11 protein-coding genes and 2 tRNA genes are annotated in these 16,235 nt (G+C 48.6%); 10 read left to right on the top strand and 3 right to left on the bottom strand.

Annotated features, from left to right (window positions below):
• Positions 1 to 5: 5 nt before the first annotated feature.
• Positions 6 to 1,832, top strand: coding sequence for a translational GTPase TypA (gene typA, locus ACIDITHRIX25_RS83340; protein ID WP_052604550.1), 1,827 nt, complete (start codon positions 6 to 8; stop codon positions 1,830 to 1,832).
• A gap of 218 nt (positions 1,833 to 2,050) precedes the next feature.
• Here typA and ACIDITHRIX25_RS83335 read toward each other — a convergent pair whose 3' ends face one another.
• Complete coding sequence (locus tag ACIDITHRIX25_RS83335) at positions 2,051 to 3,271, bottom strand: acyl-CoA dehydrogenase family protein (RefSeq protein WP_201731975.1); 1,221 nt, start codon at positions 3,269 to 3,271, stop codon at positions 2,051 to 2,053.
• A gap of 240 nt (positions 3,272 to 3,511) precedes the next feature.
• On the opposite strand from ACIDITHRIX25_RS83335, the gene ACIDITHRIX25_RS83330 reads away from it, so the two are divergent.
• Positions 3,512 to 4,663, top strand: coding sequence for an acyl-CoA dehydrogenase family protein (locus tag ACIDITHRIX25_RS83330; protein WP_349632177.1), 1,152 nt, complete (start codon positions 3,512 to 3,514; stop codon positions 4,661 to 4,663).
• A 60-nt stretch (positions 4,664 to 4,723) separates the two neighbouring features.
• Positions 4,724 to 5,581, top strand: a complete 858-nt coding sequence (locus ACIDITHRIX25_RS83325) for a 3-hydroxybutyryl-CoA dehydrogenase (protein ID WP_052604552.1) — start codon at positions 4,724 to 4,726, stop codon at positions 5,579 to 5,581.
• Between the two features lie 191 nt (positions 5,582 to 5,772).
• On the opposite strand, the gene ACIDITHRIX25_RS83320 is transcribed toward ACIDITHRIX25_RS83325, so the two are convergent.
• On the bottom strand, positions 5,773 to 8,130 hold the full coding sequence (locus tag ACIDITHRIX25_RS83320; protein WP_201731974.1) for a xanthine dehydrogenase family protein molybdopterin-binding subunit: 2,358 nt from the start codon (positions 8,128 to 8,130) through the stop codon (positions 5,773 to 5,775).
• A 244-nt stretch (positions 8,131 to 8,374) separates the two neighbouring features.
• Here ACIDITHRIX25_RS83320 and gltX point away from each other — a divergent pair, with 244 nt between their 5' ends.
• The 3 genes from gltX to ACIDITHRIX25_RS83305 all read left to right on the top strand — a co-directional run bounded on the left by gltX (position 8,375) and on the right by ACIDITHRIX25_RS83305 (position 10,532).
• Positions 8,375 to 9,757 (top strand): glutamate--tRNA ligase, encoded by a 1,383-nt coding sequence (gene gltX, locus ACIDITHRIX25_RS83315; RefSeq protein ID WP_201731973.1) that lies wholly within the window; start codon positions 8,375 to 8,377, stop codon positions 9,755 to 9,757.
• A gap of 43 nt (positions 9,758 to 9,800) precedes the next feature.
• Entirely contained in the window at positions 9,801 to 10,430 is a 630-nt protein-coding gene (locus ACIDITHRIX25_RS83310) for a YdcF family protein (protein ID WP_052604555.1), read from the top strand.
• Between the two features lie 30 nt (positions 10,431 to 10,460).
• Positions 10,461 to 10,532 (top strand) — tRNA-Gln (locus tag ACIDITHRIX25_RS83305).
• 443 nt (positions 10,533 to 10,975) lie between these two features.
• On the opposite strand, the gene ACIDITHRIX25_RS83300 is transcribed toward ACIDITHRIX25_RS83305, so the two are convergent.
• Positions 10,976 to 11,051, bottom strand: a tRNA-Glu gene (locus tag ACIDITHRIX25_RS83300).
• A gap of 346 nt (positions 11,052 to 11,397) precedes the next feature.
• On the opposite strand from ACIDITHRIX25_RS83300, the gene ACIDITHRIX25_RS83295 reads away from it, so the two are divergent.
• The 4 genes from ACIDITHRIX25_RS83295 to ACIDITHRIX25_RS83280 all read left to right on the top strand — a co-directional run bounded on the left by ACIDITHRIX25_RS83295 (position 11,398) and on the right by ACIDITHRIX25_RS83280 (position 16,112).
• The gene (locus tag ACIDITHRIX25_RS83295; protein ID WP_052604556.1) at positions 11,398 to 12,231 is read left to right on the top strand and encodes an aminotransferase class IV; all 834 of its coding nucleotides are present in this window, start codon (positions 11,398 to 11,400) and stop codon (positions 12,229 to 12,231) included.
• Positions 12,232 to 12,283: 52 nt separating this feature from the next.
• Positions 12,284 to 13,300 carry an XdhC family protein gene (locus ACIDITHRIX25_RS83290; RefSeq protein WP_201731972.1) on the top strand — a complete coding sequence of 339 codons (1,017 nt, stop codon included), beginning with the start codon at positions 12,284 to 12,286 and terminating at the stop codon, positions 13,298 to 13,300.
• 373 nt (positions 13,301 to 13,673) lie between these two features.
• A complete protein-coding gene (locus ACIDITHRIX25_RS83285) occupies positions 13,674 to 14,729 on the top strand; it encodes an alanine dehydrogenase (RefSeq protein ID WP_052604558.1) in 1,056 nt (351 codons plus the stop codon).
• Positions 14,730 to 14,738: 9 nt separating this feature from the next.
• Positions 14,739 to 16,112 (top strand): NAD(P)/FAD-dependent oxidoreductase, encoded by a 1,374-nt coding sequence (locus tag ACIDITHRIX25_RS83280; RefSeq protein ID WP_052604559.1) that lies wholly within the window; start codon positions 14,739 to 14,741, stop codon positions 16,110 to 16,112.
• The last annotated feature ends 123 nt before the right edge of the window (positions 16,113 to 16,235 follow it).

Below are 16,235 nucleotides of genomic sequence, written 5' to 3'. Positions count from 1 at the left end.
TCTTTGTGCCTATAAGAAACGATTTACGTAACATTGCCATAATTGCCCACGTCGACCACGGCAAAACAACACTTGTCGATGCAATGTTGCGACAAAGCGGCGCATTTAGCGAGCGCGCTGAGCTGACCGACCGCGTCATGGACTCGATGGATTTAGAGCGCGAAAAGGGAATTACCATTCTCGCAAAGCAAACAGCCATCACCTTTCGTGAGACCAAGATAAACATCGTCGACACGCCAGGTCACGCCGATTTTGGCGGCGAAGTTGAAAGAGCACTCGCAATGGTCGACGGCGCCTTACTCTTAGTCGATGCCGCCGAAGGGCCCCTTCCTCAGACTCGATTTGTGCTTAGAAAAGCACTCGCAAAGCATCTGCCGATGATATTGGTCCTCAACAAAGTAGACCGACCAGATGCACGCGTGAAGGAAGTTCTAGACGAGGTCTATGAGCTCTTTTTAGACCTAGATGCCACCGAAGAACAGATCGACTTTCCAATTTTATATGCCTCCGGTAAAAACGGATGGGCAACTCCAGAGCCAGACACTCTAGGGGAAAACCTCATACCCCTCTTTGAGACTATCGTTGCACGCGTTGCTCCTCCAACGTATGACTCAGACGAAGTCCTCCAAGCTCTAGTTACCAACATTGACGCAAGTCCATATCTAGGTCGCCTTGCAATTTGTCGAATCATAAACGGTAGGATGTCAAGGGGTGAAAATGTGATCTGGTGCCGCCGGGATGGCACCAATCAAAGGGTAAAGATCTCAGAGCTCTTCATCACGAACGCGCTAGAACGTAGCTCCGCTGAAACAGCCGGACCTGGTGAAATTGTAGCAATCGCTGGAATTCCAGACATTACAATAGGCGAGACTCTAGCTAATCTTGAAAACCCAGTCGCATTACCTCTCCTTCTAGTGGATGAACCATCTATATCCATGACAATAGGTGTTAATACGGCGCCACTTGCTGGACGCGAAGGCACCAAGGTAACTGCTCGTCTCATAAAGAACCGACTAGATCAGGAATTGATCGGAAACGTCTCGCTTCGAGTTCTCAACACTGAACGACCCGACACTTGGGAGGTCCAAGGTCGTGGCGAATTGGCTCTCGCCATCTTGATCGAGATAATGCGCCGCGAAGGTTTCGAGCTGACAGTTGGAAAGCCACAAGTAATCACAAAGATCGTCGATGGAAAAGTTCACGAGCCGGTCGAACAGCTTGAGATTGATTCACCTGAAGATTTCCTTGGGCCTCTGACACAGATCCTCGCAACCCGCAAGGCAACTTTGGCAGAGATGATAAACCACGGAACCGGTTGGATAAGGATGATCTATTCAGTACCATCTCGTGGATTGATAGGCATTCGAACGGAGATTCTAACCCAGACCAAGGGCACGGCACAGATCCACCATGCATTCGATCGCTACGAACCATGGTTTGGCGAAATCAGAAGCCGCCTAAGCGGCTCAATGATCGCCGATAGAACTGGAGTCGCCACTTCCTATGCGCTGTTGAATCTACAAGAGCGCGGATCGCTCTTTGTCTCTCCGACCGAGGACGTCTACGAAGGTATGATCGTCGGCGAAAACTCACGCCAAGACGACATGGACGTCAACCCCACCAAGGAAAAGAAGTTGACAAACGTTCGATCCTCCACTGCGGAAGAACTAGTTCGCCTGACTCCTGCACGGCCAGTGACCCTAGAAGCCGCACTTGAATTCATAATTGAAGACGAATGCATTGAAGTGACTCCTAAGTCGGTTCGATTGCGAAAGGTTGCTCTTTCAATGCAAGAACGATCTAGATTACGTTCCAACAAGAGCAGAAACTAACTATAGCATCAGAACTTGTTTTTTGACGGCTTCTCGAAGAAGTCAAAAAACGATTAATTGATTTCTAAATAGAAAAAGGCCACGAAATCTAAGATTTCGTGGCCTTTTTCTATTTAATTTATATCAGTTGCTACTCGCTGCTCCATTCAAGCGTATCGATAGGAGCCGCGAAATTTGATGCCAACGTCTCTAAATAGATGCGAGGTCTACGGAATAAGTTAGTTTTTAGGCACTTCGCTCCAGGGGATATCTTTGTCCACCCGAGGGTCACCCGGAAGGCCTAGAACCCTCTCGGCCAAGATATTGCGCATAATCTCAGAAGTGCCACCTTCGATTGAATTAGCGCGCGAACGCAGAAATATCTTTGGAAGATCCCGTTCGCTTCTCATATTCACACCAGAAAAGTCTGGACGAATCATCTCGTAACTCGAATATTCAAGGCCACCTGCACCCAAAAGATTCATGGTAAATGAATAGATCCTTTGATTAAGCTCCGCATAAGCCAACTTAGCCACCGAACCCTCTGGCCCTGGATTTCCCGCTCTTCGAAGTTGGGCAGCTCTTATATTGGTGAGCCGATTGACCTCAGCCTCCACCCAGAGCCGTATCAATTCATCTCGATGGCCGCTGGTTTTATTGCTTGAATCACCCCACACCTTCAGGGCCTCAGATATTGCACCTGATCCCCTTGGCATAACGTTTCCGCCAATTGAAACTCGCTCATTCATCAAGGTTGTGATAGCGACATTCCAACCTCTACCCACATCGCCTAGGCGCTGAGAATCCGGGATTCGAACGTTATTAAAGTAGACCTCGTTGAACTCCGCCTCTCCAGTCATCTGGCGAAGTGGTCGGACTTCAACCCCGTCAGACTCCATATCTACCACAAAATAGGTCATTCCTGCATGTTTTGGAACGCTTGGATCCGTGCGGGCCACAATCATGCCCCAACGAGCGACGTGAGCCAAAGTCGTCCAAACTTTTTGGCCTGAGATAATCCACTCGTCACCATCTCGCTCAGCCTTTGTCGAAAGTGACGCTACGTCGCTTCCGGCGTTAGGCTCCGAAAAGAGTTGACACCAAATATGCTCACACGTAAACATGGGGCGGAGAAGCTTTGACGCCAACTCCACCGATGCGTGAGTTGCTAGTGTCGGAGCTCCCATTCCGATTCCGATGGGATTGCGAGCGAAATTATTAGGGATGCCACGAGCTCTTAGGGTAGATGCGACCATCTCTCCTAAGGCTGGAGATACCCCGAGACCCCCTAGGCCTATTGGGAAATGAACCCAAGCCAACCCAAGGTCGTATTGAGCGCCCCAAAAATCACGAGCAGAAGTTTTTTCTGGAGGAAATTCTGTCAAAAGCAGATCAAGCTTTTCCTTAACCAAATTCACTTGATCCTGATCTACTTCGGTGGATCGATCCATTACTGACATTCATGCTCCCGTTATCAAAGGCTCCGATTTTACGGTAGTGCTTTAAAACTTCCGATCTGGATCTAGCAAAGATGCGATCGCATCTATCGCCACCTAATCGGCTCGCAGCACCTACCTCTTATCTAGAGATGTTACTACGAATCGATAAAAGATGTTTTGAATCAAACGATTTGCAACTACCTGGAGCGCTATTGTCGAAAATTTCTACCAATTTTGTTTCGGATCCGATTAAGTGGCAAGATTAATGTTGTGAGTGTATTTCAATTAAACGAAGAACAGCGGCAGTTCGCCTCAATAATGAGAGAATTTGCCGAAGCAAAAATTGCACCCCATGCAGTTGAAGTTGACAAAAGCGAGACCTTTCCATGGAACTCTTACAAAGAGTGTCTAACCATGGAACTTCCATCATTGGGCGTTCCATCAGAGTATGGAGGTAGTGGCGCCGACCACGTAACCCAAGCGATAATGGTGGAGGAGCTTGCGCGAGTATGTGGCTCCACATCGCTTACGATGTTGATTTCTAAACTAGGAATGATTCCAGTTATCAACTGGGGATCAAAGTATCTAAAAGAAAAATACCTTCCTAGCGTAGCATCGGGCAAGGCTCAGGCATCATATGCACTGTCGGAGGCAGATGCGGGGTCCGATGTAGCATCGATGAAGACAACAGCGGTTCGCGATGGTGACTTTTACATCTTAAATGGTGCAAAATATTGGATAACCAATGCCGGAATCTCAGATACCTATACCGTATTTGCCAAAACCGACTCCACTAAAGGACATCGCGGGATCTCAGCATTTGTTGTAGAAGCGAAATGGGGCGTAAAAGTTGCCAAGTTGGAGCACAAACTTGGGATGCGTGGTTCTCCCACCGGTGAGGTCATCTTCGAAGACGTAAGGGTCCCCGTTGAAAACAGAATAGGTGATGAAGGACAAGGCTTCTACATTGCAATGGGAACGCTAGATCGTTCGCGACCAACTATTGGGGCCCAAGCCGTAGGAATAGCTCAGGGTGCGCTCGATTATGCCGCCCAATATTTAAAATCAAGAAATCAATTCGGCCATCCAATCGCAGAATTTCAGGGCCTTCAATTCATGGTCGCAGATATGGCAACTAAGATCGAAGCTGCGCGAGGCTTGGTCTATCGAGCCTGTTCGTTGATCGATTCTGACCCAGAAAACGAGCTCTCAAAGATAGGTGCTATGGCCAAGATGTTTGCATCAGACACTTCTATGTCCGTAGTTGTCGATGCACTTCAGCTATTGGGAGGCTACGGATATACGACTGACTTTCCAATGGAACGATTCTTGCGCGACGCAAAGATAACGCAAATCTACGAGGGAACGAACCAAATCCAAAGAGTGGTAGTTGCTAAAAAGATTCTGGGATAAATCGCCCAAACACCTAGACCACAGATACTTTTAGACACTTCGAAGGGAAATAAAAAAGATATGGAGAAAATAGGCGTAGTTGGCTGCGGCCTCATGGGCTCAGGCATCGCCGAAGTAGCGGCACGTCGAGGATTAGACGTTATGATAACAGAGGCAGACCAAGCGTCATTGACGCGCGGCAAAAGCCGAATTGAATCCTCATTATCGCGTGCCGCGAAAAACGGAAAGATCTCAGCAAGTGACGTTGAAGCGACCCTAGCTAAGTTACATTTTGAGACCGATCTTTCAGCGCACTTTGATCGGGACCTTGTGGTCGAAGCGATAGTTGAGAATGAATCGGCCAAGATTGACATCTTCACGATCTTAGATAAGGTCGTAGAGTCGCCAACGGCTATCTTGGCTTCAAACACCTCATCGATACCGATAATGAAACTCGGCGTCGCCACGTCACGACCCCAACAGGTCATTGGAATCCATTTTTTCAACCCAGTGCCGGTACTTCCACTAGTCGAACTTGTCACTTCACTTTTAACCTCTGATGAAACCGCTATATCGGCTACCAATTTTGCTAAGAATACGCTAGGCAAACGAGTGATTAGGTCAAAGGACCGAGCCGGATTCATCGTAAACGCGCTGCTGATTCCTTACATTCTCTCTGCAATTAGGATGATGGAATCTGGATTTGCCACAGCAGAGGATATCGATGCCGGAATGGTTGAGGGTTGCGCTCATCCAATGGGGCCCCTAGCACTTTGTGACCTAATCGGCCTGGACACCACTATGGCAGTTGCCGATTCACTCTATCAAGAGTTCAAAGAGCCCCTATACGCTCCGCCACCCCTGTTGTTGCGAATGGTCGAAGCTGGCCTAATGGGTAGAAAGTCTGGTCGAGGCTTTTACGACTACAAAAAAAAGTAAATTCGACAAACCTATTAGCTAGCTCAGAGAAAGCCTGAACTAGCTAATAGCCTGGCAAATCCTTGAGCAGAGCAAAAACACCACTAAAAGATCGAAGTCTCCTTGGTTTACCCAAGAGGTAGACCAAGGAGACAAGTCAAAAATCTTAAATTATCAAAACTGCTGTTCAAAGACTATCTAAAACCGCAGGACTAGATATCAACCTCTTCTGGAGCCGAGCCAGAATCCGACTTTTTAATCTCGCTAAAGATAGAGGGCGGTTCTGACCATAATGGCCCGTTGCTTCCTTGTGAAATTGCCTGCCAAACTCTTTCGGGAGTCATGGGCATATCGATATGTCGAACTCCAAGGTGTGAGAGGGCATCCACAACCGCATTTTGTACCGCTGGTGTTGACCCAACCGTTGCAGACTCACCGATGCCTTTAGCACCCAGCGGGTTCAAAGGAGACGGTGTCTCGGTATTCGAGGCAACAAAATTTGGCATCTCCGCAGCCGATGGAACGAGATATTCTGCAAATGAACTGTTTAGGGGATTGCCATAAGCGTCAAAGTAAACCTTTTCATAAAGGGCCTGTCCTATGCCTTGTGCAATTCCACCATGTTGTTGCCCCTCAACCACTAGAGGGTTCAAAACACGCCCACAATCGTCCACAGCAAAGTGTGATATCGGCCTAACAAGGCCAGTCTCCAGATCAACTTCAACCACGCTCACATGCGCCCCAAAGGGAAAAGTTGCTCCGGCTTGATTAAAGTCTCCCCTGTATGCGAGCTCAACACCGGCTTGCTTGGCAACGTCCATCAAATCTGTCCACGACAAAAAGTGGCTGGGACTTCCCGCAACGCCTATCGTTCCCTCTTGGCTGACGATAATATCATCAACGCTAGCTTCAAAATGTGACGCCGCTAAATTCTTAGCGACATCTAAGACCTGAAGAGCTGCCGCGTTTACAGCAGAACCGCCTAGCTGCAGTGAACGAGATCCGCCTGTGCCACCGCCTCTGGGAACCTCTTTGGTGTCACTTTGGATAAATTTGATCTTTTCAAGGGGTATCTTCAAGGTATCTGCAACCAACATAGAAAAGGTAGTTGGATGACCCTGGCCATGGCCCGAGGTTCCAACCCTAATCTCTGCCCCTCCATCGGGAGTGATGTCGACGGCACCGTACTCCGAAGCGCCACCGCCAGCAGTCACTTCCACATAACAGCTAACCCCAATTCCAAGCACCACAGTCTCGCCAGCTTGCCGACGTCGTAATTGCTCGCGACGCAAATCTTGGTATTTGGAGACCTCGGCCACGGCATCAAGAGCTTTAACAAAGTTTCCTGAATCATAGAGTGGTCCCATCACGCTCTGGTACGGAAAAGAGGTGGAAGAGATTAAATTCTTTCGACGAAATTCAATCGGATCCATCGAGATCTCAGCCGCCGCCATGTCCACAATTCGCTCCAGAAACGCAGTCGCTTCAGGTCTTCCTGCTCCTCGAAGTGCTCCAATTGGGGGAGTATTCGTGGAGGCTACTGCTGCTTTGTAGCGAATCTTTGGTATCGAGTAGACCCCTTGAGCCATCGAACGGGTCGAACCAGCTACTAAGCCGCCGCCGAAGCCGCCATAGGCGCCTGCATCGCCCACCATTCGAGCATCAAGTCCAAGAATTAGTCCATCCCTAGAGATCGCCATCTCGACGTATTGAACTTGACCTCTTCCTTGCATCGAGATCAGGTTCTCACCTCGCTCTTCCATCCATCGAAGTGGTATGCCCAACATCAAAGAGGCGCCCACGACAGCTACGTGTTCTTGGATGACACCGGCCTTGCCGCCAAAACCGCCGCCGACATTCGGGGTAATTACTCTTAGAGAGTCCTTTGGAATGCTCAAAATCGAAGACAACTTTGTCTGTATGACGTGTGGCATCTGTGTTGACACCCAAACCGTGATCCCCTCGTCGCCATCTCCATCTGGATTGACAGCAATGGAGTTCGGCTCCATAGGAGCAACCGACATCCGTTGATTCTCGAATCTACCCCGTACGACTACTTCGGCACCATTGAGAGGATTATCGATATTGCCACCTACAACTGAAGCAACAAGATTTCTGGCAACCTCCGGATCAATCTGACGGGCATTGATACTCAGAGCATCTTCCATGTCGACAACAGCATCCAAGGGCTCATACTCCACTTCGACCAGTTCAGATGCATCGACCGCAGTTGACCTATCGGCAGCAATAATCATTGCAATCGGATCACCTACAAACTTCACGACTCCACTAGCTAAAACCGGACGCTTTAGGTGCTCATTGAGGGGAAAGAAAGGTACAAAAGGTTCAATGTCATAGTCTGAAGCAACCAAGACGGCCCTAACACCTGGAAGTTCTTTCGCCCTTGCGACATCTAAAGAGGCGATCTTGGCCGCAGCTACAGTTGAGCGAACGAAGTAGCAATAGAGTGCACCGGGGTGCTCTAGGTTGTCGACATATGTGGCCCTGCCCTTCAGCAGTTCAGGGTCCTCTAGACGAATAACTCGCGTACCTAATATCGATCCGTTCATTTCTCACTCCACAATCTGTTTTTCTCAACCTTATCTTCTCATTATCTCACCTCAGTCAGGCTTGAACCCAAGACATGGTTAAATCGTCAATTGAAAAGACCTCTCATTCGCCTAAGCTTATGGTAGTAAGCACGCGCCATCTTTTGTCAGGACCAAGCCTGACTAACTCGACAACAACGCTTGGACACCCATCCAACGTCCAGACAAAGAAATGGCTCGCCACATCGAAAGTTCAGATTGTTATATGAAAGTTAGATTCGCCCCATCGCCCACAGGCTACTTCCACGTAGGAGGAGCGCGAACGGCATTTTACAATTGGATGCTCGCCAAAAACTCTTCGGGAACATTCGTTCTTAGAATTGAAGATACAGACTCAGAACGCAATAAGGAAGAGTGGGTCGATGGCATTTGTGACGCACTTTCGTGGTTAGGAATTACCTGGGACGAAGGGCCGTATCGCCAAAGTCAAAGACTCCACCTTTATCTAAATGCGGCCAATGAACTATTTGAAAATGGCTTTGCTTATTATTGCCTATGCAGCCGCGATGAGATCGACGCAAGAAATAAAGAGGCAGGTTCAACCCCTGGCTACGATGGTTTTTGCAGAGATCGCGGACTTGGTACAGATAGCGGTGGTGCGCTTAGGTTCAAAGTGCCCAAACCTGGAGAAACTAGATTTATTGACCTAGTCCGAGGCGAAGTCGTCTTTGACCACAACCATATCGAAGACTTTATTCTGGTAAAATCCTCAGGCGCCCCACTCTTTGTGCTAGCAAACGTTGTGGACGACATCGACATGGAAATAACTCATGTGGTTAGAGCTGAAGAGCACCTCCCAAATACACCTAAGGCAATCTTGGTCTTTCAAGCTCTAGAGAAACAACCTCCAACCTTTGGACACGTTCCCGTATTGGTCAACGAGAAAAGGCAAAAACTTTCAAAGAGACGTGATCGAGTCGCCGTTGAGGACTATCGCAAACAGGGAATAATAGCTCCGGCAATGTTAAATTACTTAGCACTCCTGGGCTGGAGTCCAAAAGAAGATAGAGAATTCATGACCGTCTCAGAGATGGTAGACGCATTTGACATGGCAAATGTCGGTCACTCCCCCTCGTTCTTTGATGAAAAAAAACTTGCCCATTTCAATGGGGTCTACATTCGTGCACTCGACAACGTGGAATTCATGGAACTGTCTATTCCATTTATTGAACAAAATACCTGGTGGACGGGGTCTAAAGAGGACCTTGAAAAATTTATGGCAGTGGCCGCACTCGCTAAGGAACGAGTCTCGTTGCTCGCTGAAGTAAGTGAATTGATTCGGCCAATCTTCGAAGAAGAACTTACCTTCGACGATGGAGCGCTGCAAAAAGAGATTAAAGACAACCCAAATGCACAAAAGATAATTGAGGCTGTGATTAAAGCGCTAAGCGAGGCCGACCCCTTCGAAGCCGGAACGATCGAACTAGCCGTCAGATCTTGCTCTAGCTTTCTGGATATTCCCCTTAGAAAGCTTCAAGCGCCAATTAGGGTTGCAACTACTGGGACAAAGGTTGGACTTCCGCTCTTTGAGACCTGGTCAACCCTGGGAAAGTCAGTGGTTCTCGATCGGCTAAACGCACAGATCTAAAGATGAAGCCATCCCAGAGTGGCTCACTAAATTAAAGATAAAGATGAAAAGCACTACTGCAAAAAAATCCGTCCTTTACCTACTTTTTTTGATTGTTGGAGTTCCACTCATAATCTTCTTGGTTCTATTGGGGAAAATTTACACCTTCGGAAACCATGACTTCATTCAAAAAGCAAAGATTGAAGTAGTTTTAGGTGCCGCAGAATTTAACGGAACCCCTTCAAACGTTCTAAAAGCACGACTGGACCATGCGGCACTCTTATACAGACAAGGATTCGCGACCACCATAATCACCACCGGTGGCTCTCAGAACGGGGACCTCTACACCGAAGCCGGTGTCGGTAGAACCTATCTAATCTCGCTCGGGATACCGCCTGCAAATATTATCGCCGACGCTACCGGAAATGACACCTACCAGACAATGGTGGCAGTCAGCAAAACGCTCAAATCTTTCGGCGCCACTAATGCAATATTTGTCTCCGATCCATTCCATGAATATCGGGTCTACCTAATCGCTTCTCAGCTTGGGATCTCGGACATATCGTCGCCTACACGAACCTCACCCATACGCGGTCTGTCATCGATAACCTATTACTTGCGTGAGGCCGTCGCAATTGAGATGGCAAAATTAGTGGGATTCAAATTCCTTAGCGTTCTCAGACACGGAAGCTAGTGTTTGGCCATTAGATTGTTTAAAAGCCTTTCGGGGGTGGTGTAATCGGCAACACAGCAGGTTCTGGCCCTGCTATTGGGGGTTCGAGTCCTCCCCCCCGAGCTTTTGACTTTGGCCAATCTAACTTTGGCCAAATACCTAGGTCTTGGACTTGCAAAGACAAACATTACAAGGTGATATTACAAGGTGATATTACAAGGTGATATTACAAGGTGATATTACAAAAAGTCAGCACGATCAAAGTCTCTCCAATAATTAGAGTCCTTCCAATAGTAGAGATTATCTAAAATACGTGTCGAAACGTATGCAGATTCCACTCATGCTCCACCCAAGAACGAACTGGTGAAATTGCCAAAGTGTGGTAACCAAAGTGTGGTAGTCCTGGCGAGTAACATTTGGTCGAGTGACATTTAAAGAGATCAGAGATTTGACCTTCGCCAAACCACAGAGCCGCCTTTAGTGATGGCACGGGCGAAAATGGCATCAATGAAGCTCGATAGATTGGCGCTCTGAATCATTCAAGATAATCCAAATATTGGCAATAGTGGCAGCCCCAACGGGGTTCGAACCCGTGTCTTCACCGTGAGAGGGTGATGTCCTAGACCGCTAGACGATGGGGCCTCGCGTGTAGGAGAACATTCTATACTGCGCCTTTAGGTCGTCCTACCTTGAAATGAAAAAACACAACAATGTGGCTTAGAACTATGGATCGAATTCTAGATCGGTGAGACTACGGCTCATTTTTAGCTATTGAAAGATAGCTCACCTGACCGCCACCTTAGCTCGTAGCACTCAGATCCCACCAAAGCCTCCCAACAAGGCGAATTCGGGCTTCGATAAACTTCACAGATATCAATTACTCTCCAACGACAGACCGCGCTATCTCGCGTCAGCTAGAGTTGTTAATCACCATCTATCGCAATAATAGAATCGCCTGAGGATCCCGATTTAGAAAGCAGAGACTCCCATGAGCCACACGTACATCAACGGTCGACTTTTTGAAACGAATGATGCTGCAGTTTCAGCTCATGACCATGGACTGGTAACCGGCGATGGAGTCTTTGAGACGCTAGCGGTCTACGATGGAACCCCCTTTGCCGTACGACGCCACCTGCAGCGGCTAGCTCGGTCAGTCGCGGGAATACGACTCGCACCTCCAGATTTAGACGAAATTGAAAGAGCTATCTTTGAGGTAGTGGCCAAGGATGAGATCTCATTTGGAAAGGTAAGAGTGACCTACACCGCTGGAAATGGGCCACTTGGTTCCGACCGAGATAAAGACGCATCCCCGCTCTTGGTAGTGGCGGCAAGTCCACTCGCTCCACTATCACGGACTGCCAGGGTATCGATAGCTCCATGGCCCAGAAACGAACGAGGCGTTCTTTCGGGGCTAAAGACAACATCCTATGCAGAAAATGTAGTAGCGCTCGATTGGGCGCTTTCACAGGGATCGAACGAAGTCATCTTTGCAAACACAAAGGGCGACCTATGCGAAGGATCAGGTTCTAATATCTTTCTCGTGGTTGATGGGCAGTTGATTACCCCTACCCTTGAATCGGGATGCTTGGCTGGCGTTACAAGAGATCTTATAATTGAATATCTTGGCGCAAAAGAGATGGACGTCCCTATCTCAACCTTGGTCTCAAGTCGCACCTCCGAAGCCTTCCTTGCCTCAACCCTAAGAGATGCTCAATCCATCACCCACGTCGATGAAACACCTCTACACAACGCCATTGGGCCAGTATCACTTCGCATCGCAAAAGAGCTCAAAGAGCTGATCATGGATAACCTAAACCCCTAAAACTTCAAGGCGTATATGCTCATGACCGACCCAGCAATTCAGGAGTAAACCATTGGAACAGCATCTAATCGCCCGATCTATTATTGACGAGAATGCCAAGAGCCCGGTTGCTCTGGCGCGAATTATATCTATGAGTGGTTTCGGAGGACGGACATCCGGAGAGTTTCTTGCCCTTGGCTCGCGTTTGAAGCTGGGATCTCTAATGTTTGGATCGATGGATCGCGAAATCGAAGAGGCTGCACGGCACCTCGTTGCGACTTCATCCAAGGGAATTCTCAAGAATATCGATCTCGGTGATCGCGATGCAGTCGCAGCGGGTCTCGCATGTGGAGGTAGCGCAAGAGTCGCTCTTCAGCCTATCAATGGGATTTTGCTGGAGTCAATCCTTGCCATATCCAAACGAGATGTCGTTGGCGTGGTTTCACAAATCGCAGATGACTCGGTAGTTACCTTGGGAATGGCGCAACTCAATGAAAAGGCTCGATTCGACGACGACTTTCAAAAAACTCCTGCCCATGCTAAGACATCTGAGCGCCTTGTAGAATTAGTTACACACCGTAGGTCTGTCTCTACCACCGAGACTATCGAGGGGTTAGAGCTTCACTTTGAAGTCTTTTCTCCACCCTCTACCGCTGCCATCATCGGTGACTCTGAGCTAGCTAGGGCCATTGCTGCGCAGCTTTCTCTTTTGAATATCACCTCCCGTATAACGGATACGGTCGAGACCGCAATGGATATAATTTCGGGTTTCGGAGCCAACGATGCGCTAATTGTCTTGAGTCATGACCACGCCATTGGAGTTCCCTTGTGTGCAAAGCTGTTGGAGATCAACGGGGCTTACGTCGGCGCACTTGGGTCTAGGCATACCCAATCGATTCGAAACGAAGCACTCATAAAATTAGGTGTTGCTCCCAGCAAAGTGTCGATGATCTATGGACCTATAGGACTTGACATTGGCGCTAAGACACCCGCAGAAACTGCAGTTGCCATTGCAAGTGAATTTCTAGCCCATCGAAGTGGCCGTGCTCCTTCGAGCCTAGTTAACGGAGATGGACCGATAAACGGCTAAGTCAGACCTAGGAACTCTCCTTAAAAATTAGATGAACCAACCAAGATGGGCTAATAATACCGTCGTCCATCTTGGTTTCCGACTCCCTTAGACGCCTCTTTAATCCTCCATAATAGGGCCAGACCTTAGGTAACTGCCTTGGGGAGTAAATTCTAATTAAAGACAATTTTTGAAATCCCTTTTGTATTTAATTCCAATATCGTAGGCGACCAGCCGCGCCTATCTTCATAATTCTGAAACATCACTTGGTGTAGCCTTGATTAAGTTGAGACGTAAAGCGTTGCGCATCAGCGCGCACCCTCTTCGTCGACACTAATAACAGGTACATAATCGTCAGAGCCTTCCATGGTGACGATTCGTCAAGGGGATGAATATGATTCGCACAATCGGAATTCCAGCCGAAACAAAAGACGGCGAACGAAGGATTGCGCTTGAGCCATCTGCGGTCAAGATGGCAATATCGGCTGGCTTCGAAGTCCGTATCCAGCAAGATGGGGGAGTTGGCGCTGGCTTCACCAATGAAGACTACCAAGCAGTCGGAGCAAAAATTGTTCCTACGGCAGCCGACGTTTGGGAATCCGATCTAGTTTGCAAGGTAAAAGAACCCCAGCCCAGTGAGTGGGGGTACTTCCGTGAAGGTCTTCACCTATTTGCCTACCTACATTTGGCTGCAGAACCAGACCTTGCGCGTGCTCTAATGTCCTCTGGAGTAGAAGCATTTGCATTTGAGACTCTCTCATATCCTAAGGGCCTTCCTTTGTTAGCTCCAATGAGCGAAGTTGCAGGCCGGGCGGCTGCAATCATGGGTGCATATTACCTAGCGAGCGGTTCAGGAACTCTTCTTGGCGGATCGGCTGGTGTTCTTCCGGCGCGCGTTGTCGTGGTAGGAATGGGAGTAGCTGGAACTATGGCTGCTCGAGGAGCTCGCGGAATGGATGCCGAAGTCACAGGGGTTGATATTGATCTAGCCAGACTTCACGAGCTACAACAACAAGGGACAATTACCGCATCTTTGGCATCGTCCGAAATGGCGATAGCTGAAGTTGTGAAAAACGCCGACCTTGTCGTAGGCGCTGCTCTCGTGCCAGGTGCAAAAGCACCTAAATTGATCACTCGGGAACACATTGAATCAATGAAGCCAGGTTCAGTGGCCGTCGACCTTGCAATCGATCAAGGAGGCTGCATCGAGACCTCACGTCCGACCTCTCTATCTCATCCAACCTTTGTCGATTCCGGAGTGGTCCACTACTGCGTAACTAACGTACCTGGCCAATACCCGCGCACATCGTCGAGGGCACTTAGCGCTGCCGTTGCACCGCGACTGGTAGACCTTGCTAGGGACCCTGCTTCAGAACGACTCGCTGGGGCACTAAATGTCTCCAAGGGCAAGATCGTCTATAAGGCCGTCTCAGAATCTTTAGGATTTTAAGGTCAATAAATGCTAACTTGGCCTTCGCCAAAGAGTCTTTGGCTCGCGCAACTTGATCCAATCGTTCCCACAAATCCCATCAACAAGGACTTGACGATAGACATTGGAATTGCTGGTGGAGGCTATAGCGGTCTCTGGAGCGCCTATTACCTCAAAAAAGCCGATCCTTCATTGAGAATCGCGATCTTTGAGGCAAAATTCGCTGGCTTTGGCGCCTCTGGAAGAAATGGGGGCTGGGCTTCGGGCTTATTCGCCTCATCTAAACAAGCCATTGAAGATCGATACGGTCGACAGTCAGCAATCGCCCTATATCGGTCTCTCAATGACTCGATCGACGAGATCGGCAAGGTCACTCAAAGCGAAGGCATAGAAGCCGACTTTCACAAGGGCGGCACCATTATGGTGGCACGCAATAAGGCTCAGCTCGATCGTGCCTCGGCATTCGTTCAATCTGAGCAAAACTTCGGATTTGGCGAAGACGTACAACTGCTCGATGGCGCTCAAGCACAAAAACGCCTCAATGCGACCGACACTTTAGGCGGCGCATTTACGAAACAATGTGCTCGAATTCACCCAGCAAAACTAGCTCGAGGCCTAGCACAAGTAGTACTTGGAATGGGCGTTCAAATCTATGAACAATCACTGGTGACAAAGATTGGTCCACATGACCTTCAAGTGAATGGCCGAGGGATAAAGTGCGAAGTGGCAATCGATGCCCTCGAGGGATACCGATCACTCCTATCTGGGCAATCTCGAGTGACAACGCCCATATACTCGCTTATGATTGCAACAGAACGCCTTTCCGACCAGCAATTCGCCGAGATCGGCCTTGGGGACTGTGAAACCTTCGCCGACGAACGCAATCTGATCGTCTATGGCCAAAGAAGTGCCGACAATCGAATTGTCTTTGGTGGTCGCGGAGCTCCCTATCACTTTAAATCAACCATTTCACCTAAGTTTGATTATCAAAGTGACGTCTTTGACAACCTAAAATCGGCATTAATTGAGCTCTTCCCATCATTGCGCGCTACCAAAATCCAATACCAATGGGGTGGTCCGCTGGGCGTTCCCCGCGACTTTTTTTCATTTGTTCGTTTCGACCTAGGACGAGGTATTGCGAGCCTTGGAGGCTACGTAGGTGACGGTGTCACTACATCCAACCTCGCTGGCAGGACACTTTCGGATCTTATTCTCAATAAAAAAAGCGATCTAAGCGAACTCTGTATCGTAAATCACAAAGCAAGAAAATGGGAGATGGAACCACTTAGATACCTAGGTGTAAACGCTGGCTTATGGGCAGCAGCTCAGTCAGACAAATACGAAAATCAAGGACTCCCTCAACCATTAACGGCGACGATTCTCAATCGACTTACCGGCCAATGAACTAAAGATCAGACCAATTACCCTCTAGGCCGAACCCTAAACGGTTTCGAAAATATAAAGCATTTTGATCGATGGCCCCTAGTACGCCTTCAACAAAATTGCCACCATGGTGGCATAAGACAA

It is taken from the genome of Acidithrix sp. C25, from assembly GCF_904848545.2.
This window is presented reverse-complemented; position numbering and strand designations above follow the sequence as displayed.

What these genes read in the sequence shown, in the direction of transcription:
- ACIDITHRIX25_RS83335 (WP_201731975.1), bottom strand. Translation starts at nt 3,271, where the DNA reads ATGTCAGTAATGGATCGATCCACCGAAGTAGATCAGGATCAAGTGAAT.
- ACIDITHRIX25_RS83325 (WP_052604552.1), top strand. Translation starts at nt 4,724, where the DNA reads ATGGAGAAAATAGGCGTAGTTGGCTGCGGCCTCATGGGCTCAGGCATC.
- ACIDITHRIX25_RS83320 (WP_201731974.1), bottom strand. Translation starts at nt 8,130, where the DNA reads ATGAACGGATCGATATTAGGTACGCGAGTTATTCGTCTAGAGGACCCT.
- gltX (WP_201731973.1), top strand. Translation starts at nt 8,375, where the DNA reads ATGAAAGTTAGATTCGCCCCATCGCCCACAGGCTACTTCCACGTAGGA.
- ACIDITHRIX25_RS83310 (WP_052604555.1), top strand. Translation starts at nt 9,801, where the DNA reads ATGAAAAGCACTACTGCAAAAAAATCCGTCCTTTACCTACTTTTTTTG.
- ACIDITHRIX25_RS83295 (WP_052604556.1), top strand. Translation starts at nt 11,398, where the DNA reads ATGAGCCACACGTACATCAACGGTCGACTTTTTGAAACGAATGATGCT.
- ACIDITHRIX25_RS83285 (WP_052604558.1), top strand. Translation starts at nt 13,674, where the DNA reads ATGATTCGCACAATCGGAATTCCAGCCGAAACAAAAGACGGCGAACGA.
- ACIDITHRIX25_RS83280 (WP_052604559.1), top strand. Translation starts at nt 14,739, where the DNA reads ATGCTAACTTGGCCTTCGCCAAAGAGTCTTTGGCTCGCGCAACTTGAT.